Origin of the sequence: uncultured Hymenobacter sp. (genome assembly GCF_964242765.1) — a bacterium.
Lineage (GTDB): Bacteria > Bacteroidota > Bacteroidia > Cytophagales > Hymenobacteraceae > Hymenobacter.
In genome coordinates this window covers 21,405-35,889 of the sequence record NZ_CAXTBM010000055.1, presented here as the reverse complement: position 1 = coordinate 35,889, position 14,485 = coordinate 21,405, and the positions used below count along the sequence as shown (strand labels likewise).

16 protein-coding genes are annotated in these 14,485 nt (G+C 52.5%); 13 read left to right on the top strand and 3 right to left on the bottom strand.

Going from position 1 to position 14,485, the window contains the following annotated elements; genetic code table 11:
* Positions 1-2 precede the first annotated feature (2 nt).
* Positions 3-929 carry an AAA family ATPase gene (locus tag ACFE7X_RS19460; protein WP_375437356.1) on the top strand — a complete coding sequence of 309 codons (927 nt, stop codon included), beginning with the start codon at positions 3-5 and terminating at the stop codon, positions 927-929.
* Between the two features lie 78 nt (positions 930-1,007).
* Positions 1,008-1,460 carry a hypothetical protein gene (locus ACFE7X_RS19455; protein WP_375437355.1) on the top strand — a complete coding sequence of 151 codons (453 nt, stop codon included), beginning with the start codon at positions 1,008-1,010 and terminating at the stop codon, positions 1,458-1,460.
* A 155-nt stretch (positions 1,461-1,615) separates the two neighbouring features.
* On the opposite strand, the gene ACFE7X_RS19450 is transcribed toward ACFE7X_RS19455, so the two are convergent.
* Positions 1,616-2,500 carry an SDR family NAD(P)-dependent oxidoreductase gene (locus ACFE7X_RS19450; protein ID WP_375437354.1) on the bottom strand — a complete coding sequence of 295 codons (885 nt, stop codon included), beginning with the start codon at positions 2,498-2,500 and terminating at the stop codon, positions 1,616-1,618.
* 200 nt (positions 2,501-2,700) lie between these two features.
* Here ACFE7X_RS19450 and ACFE7X_RS19445 point away from each other — a divergent pair, with 200 nt between their 5' ends.
* On the top strand, positions 2,701-3,258 hold the full coding sequence (locus tag ACFE7X_RS19445; RefSeq protein WP_375437353.1) for a GNAT family N-acetyltransferase: 558 nt from the start codon (positions 2,701-2,703) through the stop codon (positions 3,256-3,258).
* Between the two features lie 62 nt (positions 3,259-3,320).
* On the opposite strand, the gene ACFE7X_RS19440 is transcribed toward ACFE7X_RS19445, so the two are convergent.
* Entirely contained in the window at positions 3,321-4,451 is a 1,131-nt protein-coding gene (locus ACFE7X_RS19440) for a hypothetical protein (protein ID WP_375437352.1), read from the bottom strand.
* A gap of 227 nt (positions 4,452-4,678) precedes the next feature.
* Here ACFE7X_RS19440 and recA point away from each other — a divergent pair, with 227 nt between their 5' ends.
* The 10 genes from recA to ACFE7X_RS19390 all read left to right on the top strand — a co-directional run bounded on the left by recA (position 4,679) and on the right by ACFE7X_RS19390 (position 13,153).
* Positions 4,679-5,770 carry a recombinase RecA gene (recA, locus tag ACFE7X_RS19435; protein WP_375437351.1) on the top strand — a complete coding sequence of 364 codons (1,092 nt, stop codon included), beginning with the start codon at positions 4,679-4,681 and terminating at the stop codon, positions 5,768-5,770.
* Between the two features lie 244 nt (positions 5,771-6,014).
* Entirely contained in the window at positions 6,015-6,839 is an 825-nt protein-coding gene (locus tag ACFE7X_RS19430) for a DUF3108 domain-containing protein (RefSeq protein WP_375437350.1), read from the top strand.
* A gap of 197 nt (positions 6,840-7,036) precedes the next feature.
* A complete protein-coding gene (locus tag ACFE7X_RS19425) occupies positions 7,037-7,735 on the top strand; it encodes a response regulator (protein ID WP_375437349.1) in 699 nt (232 codons plus the stop codon).
* Between the two features lie 185 nt (positions 7,736-7,920).
* Positions 7,921-9,054: a sensor histidine kinase gene (locus ACFE7X_RS19420; RefSeq protein WP_375437348.1), complete on the top strand. Its 1,134-nt coding sequence runs from the start codon at positions 7,921-7,923 to the stop codon at positions 9,052-9,054.
* 87 nt (positions 9,055-9,141) lie between these two features.
* A complete protein-coding gene (locus tag ACFE7X_RS19415) occupies positions 9,142-9,855 on the top strand; it encodes an RluA family pseudouridine synthase (RefSeq protein ID WP_375437347.1) in 714 nt (237 codons plus the stop codon).
* Between the two features lie 252 nt (positions 9,856-10,107).
* On the top strand, positions 10,108-10,560 hold the full coding sequence (rplM, locus tag ACFE7X_RS19410; RefSeq protein ID WP_243797408.1) for a 50S ribosomal protein L13: 453 nt from the start codon (positions 10,108-10,110) through the stop codon (positions 10,558-10,560).
* Between the two features lie 39 nt (positions 10,561-10,599).
* A complete protein-coding gene (gene rpsI / locus ACFE7X_RS19405) occupies positions 10,600-10,986 on the top strand; it encodes a 30S ribosomal protein S9 (protein ID WP_245119577.1) in 387 nt (128 codons plus the stop codon).
* 18 nt (positions 10,987-11,004) lie between these two features.
* Positions 11,005-11,772: a 30S ribosomal protein S2 gene (rpsB, locus tag ACFE7X_RS19400; RefSeq protein WP_375437346.1), complete on the top strand. Its 768-nt coding sequence runs from the start codon at positions 11,005-11,007 to the stop codon at positions 11,770-11,772.
* Between the two features lie 151 nt (positions 11,773-11,923).
* Positions 11,924-12,763 (top strand): translation elongation factor Ts, encoded by an 840-nt coding sequence (tsf, locus tag ACFE7X_RS19395; RefSeq protein WP_375437345.1) that lies wholly within the window; start codon positions 11,924-11,926, stop codon positions 12,761-12,763.
* Positions 12,764-12,889: 126 nt separating this feature from the next.
* Positions 12,890-13,153 (top strand): hypothetical protein, encoded by a 264-nt coding sequence (locus ACFE7X_RS19390; RefSeq protein WP_375437344.1) that lies wholly within the window; start codon positions 12,890-12,892, stop codon positions 13,151-13,153.
* Between the two features lie 19 nt (positions 13,154-13,172).
* Here the strand turns inward: ACFE7X_RS19390 and ACFE7X_RS19385 are convergent, their stop codons facing one another.
* Positions 13,173-14,225 (bottom strand): DUF3089 domain-containing protein, encoded by a 1,053-nt coding sequence (locus ACFE7X_RS19385; protein WP_375437343.1) that lies wholly within the window; start codon positions 14,223-14,225, stop codon positions 13,173-13,175.
* Positions 14,226-14,485: the final 260 nt, after the last annotated feature.

Below are 14,485 nucleotides of genomic sequence, written 5' to 3'. Positions count from 1 at the left end.
CCCTGGCTCAGTCGTACCAGACGCTACGCAAGGAAATCGGCAAAGTGATTATTGGGCAGGACGAGGTAGTGCGGCAGGTGCTTACCGCCGTGTTTTCGCAAGGGCACTGCCTGTTGGTGGGCGTACCAGGCTTGGCCAAAACCTTGCTCATTCAAACCATTGCCGACTCACTGGACCTCTCGTTCAACCGCGTGCAGTTCACGCCGGACCTGATGCCCTCCGACATTGTCGGCTCCGAGACGCTCACGCAGCAGCGCGACTTCCAGTTTGTGCAGGGCCCAATCTTCGCCAACATTGTATTGGCTGACGAAATCAACCGCACGCCACCGAAAACTCAGGCGGCGCTATTGGAATCGATGCAGGAATACGCCGTGACGGTTGCCGGCCGGCGCTACCCTTTGGAGCGGCCGTTCTTTGTGCTGGCCACCCAAAATCCCATCGAGCAGGAGGGTACATATCCGCTGCCCGAAGCGCAGCTCGACCGATTTATGTTCAACATCGAGCTAGGTTATCCAAGCTACGAGGCAGAGCTGCAAATCGTGAAGAACACCACTTCCGATACCAAGCCTACAGTCAGCAAGATCCTGCACGCCGATGAAATCCTGGCGTTTCAGCACCTCGTGCGCCGCGTGCCCGTGGCCGACAATGTGGTGGAGTACGCCGTAAGCTTGGTGCACAAAACCCGCCCCAATACCGACCGGGGGGCCGCACGCGCCACGCAGCTCTTGGAATGGGGTGCGGGCCCGCGTGCGTCGCAACACCTGATTGTGGGGGCCAAATGCAATGCCCTGCTCAACGGCAAATACTCGCCCGATATTGAGGACGTGAAAGCCGTTGCCCTACCCATTCTGCGCCACCGCTTGGTGCGCAACTTCAAGGCCGAAGCCGAGAATGTTTCAGTGGAGCAGATTGTGAAAGAGCTGCTGTAAACTAATTTCTGAAGTACAACTGCTGGATTTTGCATCCGCTGTCCAGATCAATATCAAAGAAAATTCAGAAGCAAACTCATGGAAGTTTCCAGTTACTATCAGCAATTCGAGCGCAATATCTTTATCATCCTCGATGCCTTAGCGGCTGGCCTCGATTTGCGCACCACTGCCCTCAATACTTCCTTGCCTTTGGAAGTGTATGTGCTTTGCGAAGTACTTAATCAAGGTGGCGCGCAGTTTCGCTTAACCACCGAGGGCCTAGAGCGGCTGCGCGAGTTTCAGGTGCAATACTTGCAGCGCGAAGCTGAGACCGAAGCCATTATGCGCCGAATTCTGGAGGACAAGCGGGCTATGATGCGCACTCCCGAAGGCCGTGTTTTAGTTAAAGAAATGTTGATCCGTCGCCTTGAATTTTTCAACGAAGCGGCCCGGCAAGTGAATGTGATGCGTATTCAACAGTCGTTGGGTAGTCCGCCGCAGTACCGCTCTGGTATTGGCGCTGCCTTGCAAAAGGCGGAAGTACACAAATAGGTTGCAGGTTTAGCAGCTCAACCAAGTTCTGCGACGATAGACAACAAGAGCGGCTTGCCCTAGGGCAAGCCGCTCTTGTTGTCTATCGTTTTCTGGCCGATCCACGAACGTCGCTGAAGCTATGTGAGTGGAGAAATTCGATTTAATCCAGAATTCTAGTTTACCATCGTACCACTTGCTTCCTCCCGGATCTTGGTGTTGCCGTCTTTGGCGTGCTTCAGGTTTAGTTCGCCTTCTGGCTCGCGGCGCAAGTGGCTAGGAACGTCGGCCCCAGGAGTGCCTTTGGAATTGGTGATACCGCCATCTACGAAGTAAAGCGCGCCCGTTACGTAGCTGGCTTCATCGGAAGCTAAAAACAGGTACACGTTGGCTACCTCCTCGGGCGTGCCGCGGCGACCTAGCGGGGGAGCATCGACGTTTTGCTTTTCCATCTTGGCGCTCATCGGACCAGTTTCCTTGTGGGTCCAGGCCGTATCAATCGGGCCAGGGCAGACACAGTTGGCGCGGACGCCGTACTTGGCTTGCTCCGTGGAAACTCCTTTCATAAAGGCGTGGTTAAAGGCCTTGGTGCCGCCGTAGGGAGTGTTTTCAGCAATGCCCATCCAGCCCGCTTCCGAACCAGCCGTCACGATGTTGCCGTGAGTCTTTTGCAAGTGCGGCAGCGCGGCGCGCGTCATCATGAAGGTGGAGTAGATGTTGTTCTTAATCATGTACTCGAAGGCATCTACGGGATACTTATCAAGTTCGGCGGTGGCTGGAAATACGCCCGCGTTGTTGATGAGGATGTCGAGCTTGCCGAAATCTTCGATAGCTAGCTGCACGCACTCTTCGGCGTTTGCTTCGTGCGAAATGTCGCCGAGGTATCCTACTGCTGCTCCGCCCCGCAGTTGGATTTCGTCCACTACTTTGCGCACCGGGTCGCTTTCCAAGCCCACCACTACTACGGCCGCGCCTTCGTTGGCAAATTTCTTACAAATGGCTTCGCCTATGCCCGCGCCACCGCCCGTTACAATGGCTACTTTTCCTTCAAGTCGTCTCATAGCTAGTGAAAAATGAATTTGAGCAAGTAAAACAGATCGGCCACTGCTACCTCTATGGGCAAGCGGCAGCCTGGTTCTGAAACCTAACGACATCTGCTAACCAGAGTTACCATTACACGTTTGAGCACGCCTTTTTTCGATACTAATACGTTGCTGTGCGTAGGTACCTGCATTGCTTTCCCCAAATCATACACGCTGCTTTGCCTCCCCCTTCTACCCCACTCATCACCGCCCGCCTTACGCTTCGGCCTTATCAGCCCACCGACGAAGCCGACTTTTTCGCTGTGCTCGACCAAAACCGCCGCCGGCTGGAATCAGCTTTTCCGGCCCGTGTAGCCGCTGTGCAAACGCTGGCCGATGCTGTTCGGATACTATCCCAGTTTGCGCAGGACTGGCGCACTGGTCGCCTCTACGTGTTCGGCATCTGGCACCGCGAAACGGCCGCTTATCTTGGCGACATAAGTTTGCGGCCCAGTTGGCAAACTCCTTTAACTGCTGAAATAGGATATTATTTGGCAGCTCACGCCGAAGGGCATGGTTACGCGCGGGAGGCACTAGCCGCCGCCGTACAGTTTGGTTTTGGAGAGCATCTACAAGCCCACCATCTAACGCTACGCTGCCGCCGCAACAATCCGCGCAGCCTCGCTGTGGCCGCCGCAGTAGGCTTTCGGCCCGTTAACACCACCCGGCGGCGCTTGTGGCCCTTGCGCGGCAAAGAGCCGGAAATTGTGCACTGCCGTTTAGATCCGGCATCCTAGTAGTCTATTTGGCTTTACCTATCAGATAAACACCGATAACAGACGCATTCTGGAGCATTCGGCTATTCGCTGTGTCGGAGCGTACCCAACAAAAATTCGTAGTTGAAATTCAAGTACGTTCCGAACGAGAATTCCACCTGCTTGTTCTGCAAATCATAAAAAGGCTCGAAACGAGTGGTTAGCGTTACGTTGCCAGGCAAGTGAAAGTCACTGAAGAAGCGCAGGATTAGCAGCTGACGATGCCGCTCCGTGTAGCCAGGGTTACTAACCGTGCTGGAAATAGACTGGTAGAGCTTCCCTCCTTGCGGCGCCACAAACCCGTTGCCCGACCAATAGCTGATCATTACGTTGGAAAGGCTAGTGTTTATACCGGCATTAAGATAAAGGCCAGTACCTCGGCCGTAGGGTAATACTTCCGTGAATGAGTAGTCGGTGAAGTGGGTGACATAGCCATCGAAATACAGCGCCCGAGCAAAATTCGAGTTCAGTTTGCGCCGCACGCGCAGGCCGGTGGCAAAATTGAACAGCGTTTGCAAAGGCTTATCAATCGTATCGAGCTGACCGCCGCGGTGAATGGCCAGAAACTGCAAGGGCACCACTCCCAGGCGCCAGCCCGCCGAATCTTGGTACGCCGTGAATTCCGAGGTGAATCCGCCCGCCACTTCTTCCTGAAAATCACTGAACCGGTACTGCTGTCGCTGCCAGTCAACCCAAGCATCGAGTTGCAGACGAGCAGTTTGCAGTCGATACTGCATGCCTTCTTCCAATCTGTTGAGCATCACCCGCTCGAAGTCAAACAACGGCTCTATGTAACCGTGATTTAAATGCCCTTCAATATTACCGAACAGCAGGCTATGAGGACCGTTCTGATACTTAGCGGTAAACAGCGGGCGCACCTGCCTGAGCCGGGGCGTGCCATAGTCTTTATAGAGGAAAATACCAGCTTCCAGCCGCAGATTAGCGCTTGGGAAGTAAACCAAACGGGGGGCAAGCTGCGTACCGTAGAGCGTTTTACCTTCGTTTATTTTGTTGAAGTACTCGTTGTCTTTGGAAAACAGAAACCCTTGCACAGCCAACCGAAGCTGCCCGCTGTTCTCAGGCCGAACAGGTAATCTATATAAAAAAGCTTGGTTATTTAACTGCCCCCAAGCGGCATTCATACCGCCCACCCAGCCTACCAACGTCAGTATCAAGGCAGTATAAAACGAGTGATTTCCTAAAAATCTTAGCACAGAAAAATTTCCCTAAATTCAACGAAAATTTTTAGCATTGCGGGGACAAAATATAGGCTAGCGGCGTTACCACTAGCCTGCCCCAAACAGAGTAGCTTGGCGCATTGCAAAGCCACTTCTGGGTTGCGCAGGCAACCTAAAACGCCTACATTCACCAAACCTAAGCATTTCCCCCAAACCCTATTCTAATGGCTGCTACTACTGACAAAGCCGATAAGGTTGCTAATCCACAGACCGAAAAAATGAAGGCCCTCCAGCTTACCCTGGATAAGCTGGATAAGAACTACGGCAAAGGAACGGTCATGAAGTTGAGCGACAACAAAGTTGTCGACATTCCTGCAATCAGCACCGGTTCGCTGGGCCTCGACATTGCGCTGGGCATTGGGGGTTTGCCCCGGGGCCGTGTGGTTGAGATTTACGGTCCGGAATCGTCGGGTAAAACTACGCTCACGCTGCACTGCATTGCCGAAGCGCAAAAGAAAGGTGGCATGGCCGCTTTCATCGACGCCGAGCACGCCTTCGACCGTAGCTACGCCGAGAAGCTAGGTATCGATACCGAAAACTTGCTTATCGCGCAGCCCGATAACGGCGAGCAAGCCCTCGAAATAGCCGACCAGCTGATTTCGTCGGGAGCCATCGACATCATTGTAATTGACTCCGTAGCTGCCCTCGTACCAAAAGGCGAGTTGGAAGGCGACATGGGCGACTCGAAAGTAGGCTTGCACGCCCGCCTCATGAGCCAGGCCCTCCGTAAGCTGACCGGTACCATCAACAAAACGGGCTGCTGCTGCATTTTCATCAACCAGCTCCGCGAGAAAATCGGTGTGATGTTTGGTTCGCCCGAAACGACCACGGGTGGTAACGCCTTGAAGTTCTATGCTTCGGTTCGCCTCGATATCCGCCGCATCGGCCAGATCAAAGAAGACAAAGACAACGTAACCGGTAACCGCACCAAGGTGAAGGTGGTGAAAAACAAAGTAGCGCCCCCGTTCAAAGTGGTGGAGTTCGATATCATCTACGGCGAGGGCATCTCGAAAGTGGGTGAAATCCTTGACCTGGGCGTTGACATGGGCATTATTGCCAAGTCGGGTTCGTGGTTCTCGTACAATGGCGACCGTCTGGGCCAAGGCCGTGAAGGCGTAAAAACTATTCTACAGGACAACCCAGAACTAGCCGACAAGATCGAGCTACAGATTCGGAACCTGGTGAAAGGTGAGCCGGAAGTGGCACTGGCTGCCATCCCGGTGGACACCACCGTTGACGACGACGACACGCTGTAAGCGTTTCTTGCTGCAATACGCTTAAATGATAAAAAGTCCCGCTGGTAATCCGGCGGGACTTTTTACGTTGTAGCTCTCAAACACCAAAGCAAGTTTGTCTCGTAAGTAGAGGAGCGCCGGTAGTTGCCGTAAAACTCAGGTGGTTGTAAACCAAGTATTCCGGCCCGTCAACTCATTGCCTTATATTTGCTGGCACCCCTTTTGTCTGGGCATCCAGGAGCCTGCTTTTCCTGCTTATACCTCTATGAACTGCCGTTGGCTATTATCTTTTTCTGCTCTTCTGCCATTGGTGGGCTTATTGGCTTTCCAACCTTCTAGCGGACTTCGGTCGATACCCAATACTAGTTTTTCTACGGGGGAGGTGCTTCAATACAAAGTGCATTATGGCTTAATCAATGCGGCCGAAGCTACTATTGAAGTGGATAATGGCCTGCACCGCATCAACGACCGGACGTGCTTCCGGGCTACCGTCACCGGCAAAACCGCTGGCTCCTTCGACGTTTTCCTGCGCATCCGCGACACGTGGCGTAGTTACATCGATACGACTAGCATTGTACCGCAGCGGTTCTTCCGCAACATCGAGGAAAACAACTACCGCCGTCGGGAAACCGTCGATTTCGACCACTCCAGTGATATGGCGCAGATGGAGCGCCATGGCAAAGACAAAAACAAGATCAAGCGAGGCAGCTACAAAGTGCCCGACAACGTGCAGGATATTGTAAGTGGCTTTTATTTTTTGCGTACGCTCAACTACGACCAGCGTCGCATTGGCGAAGTGATTCGCGTACAGGGCTTCTTTGACGAGAAAGTCTTCTCGATGGACGTTGTGTACAGAGGCCGCGAAACTGTAGAAACCAAAGCCGGAACCATTCGGGCCATTAAGTTGGTGCCGAGGATGCCAAGCAACAAGCTCTTCAAAGGCGAAAATGCTATTTCCGTCTATCTTTCCGACGACCGAAATAAAATTCCCGTTCTGATACAAGCCGAAATGTTCGTAGGCGCCGTTAAGGTTGACATGTTCAAGTATCAAGGCCTAAAATCCCGGTTAAATCTAGTAGCTCACAACTGACAGTTTATGTAGCGGCTCCAATAGGAGCCGCTTTTTTTATCCCTGATTTGTGCTGGTTGCTTGGCTTGACAAGGTCTAGCTGACCTAATCAGCACAGCCAGGGTAATCAGCGATTAACGAAAAGGTAACATGCCGGACTCAAGCGCGGCGGTACTTTTGTCTTCGCGCTTTCTTTTTTACTTCAAACTCCTCGTACCGTGCAAGCACCCGCTAATCCCAATGCGTACAAGATTCTGGTGGTCGATGACGACCCTGATATTGTGGAGCTACTCGAGTACAACCTGCGCAAAGAAGGCTACTCCGTTGCTTCGGCTTCCGACGGCCGCAAGGCACTGGAAATTGCGCCGCAATTTGCTCCCGACATTATTCTGCTCGATGTAATGATGCCTAACCTCGATGGCATTGCCACCTGTCGGCACCTGCGTGAGCAGCCCAAGTTCAAAGACACCTACATCATCTTCCTGACGGCCCGTGCCGAAGAGTTTTCGGAAGTCGCTGCCTTTGAGGCGGGCGCCGACGATTTCATTGCCAAACCCATCAAGCCTCGGGCCTTACTTAGCCGCCTCGCCGCCTTCGTCCGCCGCGACCGGGACCCACAATCAGTGCAAGACACCATTGAAATCAACGGTCTCAAGATCGACCGTACCGGTTTCTCGGTGTATCAGGAAGGCCGCAAGATCACGCTGCCTAAGAAAGAGTTCGAGCTTCTGGCGTTTCTGGCCGCCACGCCACACAAGGTATTTGGGCGGGAAGAGCTGCTCCAGAACATCTGGGGCAACGACGTATTCGTGCTGGCCCGTACCGTAGATGTGCACGTGCGTAAAGTGCGCGAGAAAGTAGGCGACCACCACATCCAAACCATCAAGGGAGTCGGCTATAAATTCAACACCGACTAACAATCAGCAAGTTGCCCCAAAGAAGAAGGCCTCTTTTGAACCAGAGAGTGGTACTTAAACTACCATCCTCTGGTTCAAAAGAGGTTTTTCCTTGTTGGCTGACCGTTCAATTATTTCCTCTCGCCAACTGGAGAGAACGTACAGTCATCATTTGATCTTTTATCTTTAACCTTGAATTAATTGTCGTGTTTCCTTTGAACATCTCTTCGCGCATCATTGCCATCATTTTGTCGCTGCTGGTAGCGGTTGCCCTTACTGTACTGGCATGGGTAGGGCCAACTATGGAGTTGCGGGAAGGCGTGCTAGCGGCGGGCATTACGGTAGCTACTTGCTTTCTGCTGCTGTACTTGATGTTTGAAGCACTGATTTTCCGCGAAATCAATAGCATCTACTCTAGCTTAGAGAACGTAAAGCGCAAAGAGTTTCGGAAACTATCCAACAAGTTCTTATTCCGGCCCGAGCCACTCAAGCGCATGCGCGATGAGATAGTGGAAATGGCCGAGCGCAAGCAAAAAGAAATCGACGAATTGAAGCGGCTGCAAGCGTTGCGCCGCGAGTTTCTGGCCGATGTGTCGCACGAGCTAAAAACTCCCATCTTCGCCGCGCAAGGCTTTCTGCACACTATCCTCGACGACGAGGATGTGGACGACTTCACGCGGCAACGATTCCTACAAAAGGCCGCCAATAGCCTCGATGCGCTTGACACGCTCGTTCAGGACCTAGTTACTATCTCACAGCTGGAGAAAGGCGTTGTGCGGATGCGCCGCTATAGCTTCGACTTGGTGGTGTTGGTGCAAGAGATTTTCGAGCAACTGGAGTTGAAAGCGACTCGCCGTAATGTGCGCCTAGAGCTGTTTCCACCAACTCCGCCCGAAAACGGTGTGCGCGTACTAGCCGACCGCAACCGTATTCGTCAGGTACTTATTAATTTGATTGACAATGCTATTAAGTATGGCCGCGAGAATGGCCACGTAATAGTATCGCTGCAAGAAAGCGGAAAAACGGTGCGTATATCGGTGCGCGACGATGGGGCTGGCATCCCGAAACAGCATATGAACCGCATTTTCGAGCGGTTCTATCGTATCGATAAAAGCCGTTCTCGCGACTCTGGCGGCTCCGGCCTCGGGCTAGCAATCTGTAAGCACATTGTTGAGGCGCACAAGTCCACTATTCGGGTGCGCAGTGGGCTAGGACAAGGCACCACGCTTGAATTCAAGTTAATGAAGCCCAAGAATGCCTTGCCCCAATCCAAGGAGAAAGTGGATGAGTTAACCAGTGATGAGCAGATAAACGACAAAAGTTTGCTGGAAGAGAAATAATGCCTAACAAGTAGACGGTATCTTACTGCTTATCCTTTTGCTAGGTGCAACCGGTCGCAGCAATCCGCGTACCTTTGCGGCTTCCTTATGAAGCTACCCGATTTCCAAGACCTAGTGCTGTTTGAAGACGACGACTATGTTGTCATCAATAAGCCTCCTTTTCTGGCCACACTCGATGAGCGGTTCGGTGGCGCACCCAACATTTTGCGCCTCGCCCGCGAGCAGTACGACGACATTCAAGCGTGCCACCGCCTCGATAAAGAAACCAGCGGCTCCTTGGCGCTGGCCAAAAACCCGGCGGCATACCGCCACTTGGCTATGCAGTTCGAGGATCGAAAAGTGCGCAAAGTCTACCATGCTGCCGCGTGGGGTGTGCACCAATATGAAGGGTTGCGCGTCGAACGCAACATTGAAACAACTACCAAAGGTAAAGCCCGCCTAGCCTACAACGGCAAGCCTGCCGTAACGCTGGTGCGCACCATGGAGGCATTTACCCGCCACACCCTACTTGAGTGCCAGCCTATTACGGGCCGTATGCACCAAATCCGTTTGCATCTGGCGTATTTACAGGCTCCTATTATCGGCGACAAGATGTATGGTGGCGAAGACTTTTACTTGTCCTCCCTGAAAAAGAAGTTCAATCTGAAAGAAGGCGAAGAAGAGCAGCCTTTTATCAAGCGTTTCGCCTTACACGCTGCTAGCCTCACCTTCACTAAGCTTGACGGAGAAAGTGTCACTGTTGAGGCGCCTTACCCCAAGGATTTCCGGGTGTTAGTTGATACGCTGCGGCAGTACCAGTAAGCTTGTCGTTCCGAGCGAGACCAAGAATTCAAGTGTCAACTTTTATCATGCTCGCCTAGGTTCTTGGCTCTGCTCGAAAGGACAGCTTCATCTTGGGTTTGCACCAAGTGGAAGGAGAGTGAAACCCAGTGGCTTTCAGGCACAATTCTCAATTGCTGTATTGCAAATTCAAGTAAAGGCGGTAACTTTGTGTCCGTTTTCCCGGACCGGGTTTCGGTTTCATCTCATTTCCAAACGCTTACCTTCCTCCCAATGGATCATCTGAGCTTCAAGACGGTATCCGTCAACAAAGCCAACGCCGATAAGGCCTGGGTTGTGGTTGATGCCAGTGTTGCGCCCCTGGGCCGTCTGGCCAGCCAGATTGCCAACATGCTGCGTGGCAAGCACAAGCCATCGTTCACGCCCAATTCCGATTGCGGCGACAACGTTATCGTCATCAACGCCGACAACCTGCGTGTGACGGGCAAGAAACTGACCGACAAAATCTATGTAACCCACTCGGGTTATCCAGGTGGTCAAAAGCGCGTTAACCTGCGCGACAAAAAGGCCAAGAACTCGGCTAGCGTAATCGAGCACGCCGTGAAAGGCATGCTGCAAGGCAACCGCCTTGGCCGCGAGCAGTTCCGCAACCTGTACGTGTACGCCGGCAACGAGCACCCCCATCAAGCGCAGCAGCCACAAGCTGTTGAACTGAAAAACCTTTAAGCCGAACTTCGGCGTCTTTTTTCTTTAATCTTTCACTTAATGGAAATCACCAACACCTCTGGTAGAAGAAAAACCTCGGTGGCTCGCATTTACATGCAGGCCGGGCAAGGGAATATCACTATCAATGGCCGGGACATGAAGACTTACTTCGGTAACGAACTCCTGGAAAACATCGTGAACCAGCCGCTTGCCATCGTGGAGCAGGTTGGTCAATACGACATCAAGGTAAACGTAGGCGGTGGCGGTATTTCGGCCCAGGCTGAAGCCATCCGTTTGGCTATCTCGAAAGCCCTCGTAGGGAACAGCGAAGAAGTTCGTCCGGCCCTGAAGAAGGAAGGCTTCATGACCCGCGACCCGCGCATGGTGGAACGCAAGAAATTTGGCAAGCGCAAAGCTCGTCGTTCGTTCCAGTTCTCGAAACGCTAATCCCAGAGGAAATTCATTATGGCTCAGTCCGCAACCTATAAAGATCTGCTTGATGCTGGTGCCCACTTTGGCCACCTTACGCGCAAGTGGGACCCGAAAATGGCTCCGTTCATCTTCATGGAGAAGAACGGTATCCACATCATCGACCTCAACAAAACGCTTGTTTCGCTGGATCAGGCGGCTAACGCCATCCGCAATATTGCAAAGAGCGGCCGTAAGGTGATGTTCGTTGCAACCAAGAAGCAAGCGCAAGAAATCGTAACATCGGAGGCTACCCGCCTCAAGATGCCTTTCGTAACCGACCGGTGGTTGGGTGGTATGCTCACCAACTTCGCTACGGTGCGCAAGTCGCTGAAGAAAATGAGCACTATCGACAAGATGGTGAAGGAAAATACGGCTTATGCTGCCCTCGCAAAGCGCGAGCGTTTGATGCTGTCGCGTGAGCGGGAGAAGTTGGAGCGTGTACTCGGTGGTATCGCCGACCTGAGCCGCCTGCCCGCTGCCCTGTTTGTGGTGGACGTAAAGCGCGAGCACATTGCCGTGAAAGAAGCCAAGAAGTTGGGCGTTCCAGTATTTGCTATCTGCGATACCAACTCCAACCCTGAACTGGTAGACTTCCCAATTCCAGCGAACGACGACGCTTCGAAGTCCATTCAACTAATCGTAGGTGTGATTGGTAAGGCTATCGAAGAAGGTCTGTCGGAGCGCAAAGTCGACAAAGAAGATGCCGACAAGAAGCAGGCTGAAGACGAAGGCATCCAGGAAAAACTGACGGCCGACGAATAAGCTCTTTAGAAGCTAGAAGTGTGAAGTCAGAAGCTAGAATCCGATGGTGCATACCAATTTCCGGGTTTTGCTTCTGACTTCTTCTTTTGTCGTTTTCCCTCACAACTATCAACACTAGCTAGTAGCTACTAGCATCTAACATTTCCCAAGAATGGCAGCAATTACCGCCCAAGACGTGAACAAGCTGCGCGCCATGACCGGCGCCGGCATGATGGATTGCAAAAAAGCTTTGGTGGAAGCCGAAGGTGACTTCGAAGCCGCCCGCGACATACTGCGCAAGCAGGGTCAGAAAATTGCGGACAAGCGTGCCGAAAATGCCACTTCCGAAGGCATGGTACTGGCGAGCGTGAGCGAAGACGGTACCAATGGCAAATTGGTAGCATTGGCTTGCGAAACCGAGCCAGTTTCGAAAGTACCCGACTTCCGCAACTTGGTGCAGCAAATTCTGGATTCGGCTGTGAAGACCAATGCCGCTACCAAAGAAGAACTGCTTGCCGCTTCGCAGGAAGATGGCCGCAGCCTGCAAGACCACATCACCGACCTAATGGGCAAAATCGGTGAAAAGTTGGATGTAGTAGCCTACGCCAACATGAGTGCCGAGAAAGTAGCTTCCTACATCCACTCCGACGGCAAGAAAGGCGTACTTGTAGGCCTGAAGAACGTGAACGGCACGGATGTAGAGGCTGTAGGCCGCGACGTAGCAATGCAAATCGTAGCAATGAAGCCCGTAGCCGTTGACAAAGACGGTGTGGACTCTGCTACTGTGGAGCGCGAAATAGAAATTGGTAAAGAGCAGGCGCGTGCTGAAGGCAAGCCTGAGGCAATGCTAGAGAAAATTGCCCAAGGCAAGCTCAACAAGTTCTACAAAGAAAATACTCTGCTCAACCAGGAGTTTGTGAAAGACAACTCGCTGACCATCGCTCAACTGCTCGACAAGACGTCGAAAGGTATGACGGTGACCGACTTCAAGCGCGTAGCCATCGGCGCGTAAGCTTTTAAAGTTGATATATTGAAAAGCCCTGCTAGCATTATGCTGGCGGGGCTTTTTTATCACTACGATTTGAATATAATGACTGACAGGCGCAAAGAATTATTCCGCGAATTACTCTACTGAGCTATGGTTGACATAAAGCATAGCAGCCATGGGGGTGGCTTTGTCCTCGATTTATGGCGCAGACGTAGCCCCGGAAAAAGACTTCGCTTCGCGGCAGCTATCACTCAGTGGCTGCATAATCTGGCTCTGCTTTCTGCCTACGATTTTGAAGGTCTAAGGGAAGATTGGTTTTGGACAGGATATATCGGGTTTCGAAAGAAATTTCCGGTTGACCGCTGGACGCCTCATACTGAAATGATTATCCGAAAACTGCGAAAACAACAATAAACCTGTTGTTCGGAACACTTCAGTTATGCCGCTCATACGCCCGGACCCGGGCCATTGCGTTCTGCCGGATGTTCATGTAATACAGGGCGTAGTCAGCAATATGGAACGAGTGGCGCAGTTCGGGTCGGCCGGGAAGCAGGAAACGGGGGTAGCCAAGGGGCTTGGGGGTATGGAGCCACACGAGTCCGTTGTGTACCTTGGCATCTACCACGGCTGTATCAAGTCTATTGAAAGCATGGGGGGTACCTCCGAGGTTTAGCGAGGCCGGTGCCGCTAGGGTATCGGTTTTCCAGGTGAGAGGATTAACAGCTACACCACCTTGAAAGGGCAGGTAGTCGAAACCCCATTCCACAGAGTTCCAAGCCACGTAACAGTTGGTTTGGGTGGAGTCTTGGCAGGGCTTGAGCACTTGATACTCGTTCGGCTGGACATGGAAACCGATAAGGTAGGCAGCCACTAGCTGGCGACGCAGTTTGGGGTCTTGGTCGACAAGCTCGCGTAGTAGGCGCGTGGCATGGAACGTGCCCTGGCTATGGCCCGCTACAATAAACGGGCGGCCTTGGTTGTAGTGCGCCAAATAGTATTGGAATGCCGCCTTCACGTCACTATAGGCTAGTTGGAGAGCTTCATTCCCGTTCGGAGATTTTTCTTCGTCGAAAAAGGAGAACAGCGTGGCTTGCCGATAGCGCGGGGCATAGATGCGGCCCGCATTATTGAAGACACTCGCCTGCTTACGTATGGTCATGGCATCGGTGAAATGATTGACCTTCTGGTCGGTCAAGTTTGCATTCCATCCGGCTCGGCCTAGGTAGGTGGTGGGGTGCACGAAGAACACATCGACCGAAGCTGTAGCTTGCTGGTCGAGCAGGCCGGAGTTGGTGGGCACGACATCGGCGGCATCTACGCGGGTAGGCAGAGCTGCCCAGTTAGTGGGCTGTGCATAGTCGGGAGCGGCGGGGGTGGAATAGCTAGGATATTCGCGCCCTGGTTTGATAATGTTTAGGCAAGAGCAAAGTAGAGCAGGCAGCACAAACGCTAACCAACCAAAACGGTAAGAAATAGCAGATATCATAGAAAACGAATAGTACCACTAAGGGCGCTGCGCAAGTACAACAGCGTACGCCTGCGCGGTACTACAAAAGTACTGTAGCCGAGGCACGTAACCATCTACTACAGGAAACGAAGTAAGGATCGAGGAGATTTTAAATGGAATTCTCTTACTTGCATAACCCCGACAGCATTGGTTTTGAGTCATCATTCCATGTCTGCTTTTATGATTATACGTAATTGCAAGACTAAGACGTTTGGTTGGTTTAACGTCTGCTGGTGGTA

Coding starts and splice junctions, on each gene's coding strand:
- ACFE7X_RS19430 (WP_375437350.1), top strand. CDS start 6,015: ATGAACTGCCGTTGGCTATTATCTTTTTCTGCTCTTCTGCCATTGGTG.
- rplM (WP_243797408.1), top strand. CDS start 10,108: ATGGATCATCTGAGCTTCAAGACGGTATCCGTCAACAAAGCCAACGCC.
- ACFE7X_RS19455 (WP_375437355.1), top strand. CDS start 1,008: ATGGAAGTTTCCAGTTACTATCAGCAATTCGAGCGCAATATCTTTATC.
- ACFE7X_RS19385 (WP_375437343.1), bottom strand. CDS start 14,225: ATGATATCTGCTATTTCTTACCGTTTTGGTTGGTTAGCGTTTGTGCTG.
- tsf (WP_375437345.1), top strand. CDS start 11,924: ATGGCAGCAATTACCGCCCAAGACGTGAACAAGCTGCGCGCCATGACC.
- ACFE7X_RS19390 (WP_375437344.1), top strand. CDS start 12,890: ATGGTTGACATAAAGCATAGCAGCCATGGGGGTGGCTTTGTCCTCGAT.
- rpsB (WP_375437346.1), top strand. CDS start 11,005: ATGGCTCAGTCCGCAACCTATAAAGATCTGCTTGATGCTGGTGCCCAC.
- rpsI (WP_245119577.1), top strand. CDS start 10,600: ATGGAAATCACCAACACCTCTGGTAGAAGAAAAACCTCGGTGGCTCGC.
- recA (WP_375437351.1), top strand. CDS start 4,679: ATGGCTGCTACTACTGACAAAGCCGATAAGGTTGCTAATCCACAGACC.
- ACFE7X_RS19415 (WP_375437347.1), top strand. CDS start 9,142: ATGAAGCTACCCGATTTCCAAGACCTAGTGCTGTTTGAAGACGACGAC.
- ACFE7X_RS19450 (WP_375437354.1), bottom strand. CDS start 2,500: ATGAGACGACTTGAAGGAAAAGTAGCCATTGTAACGGGCGGTGGCGCG.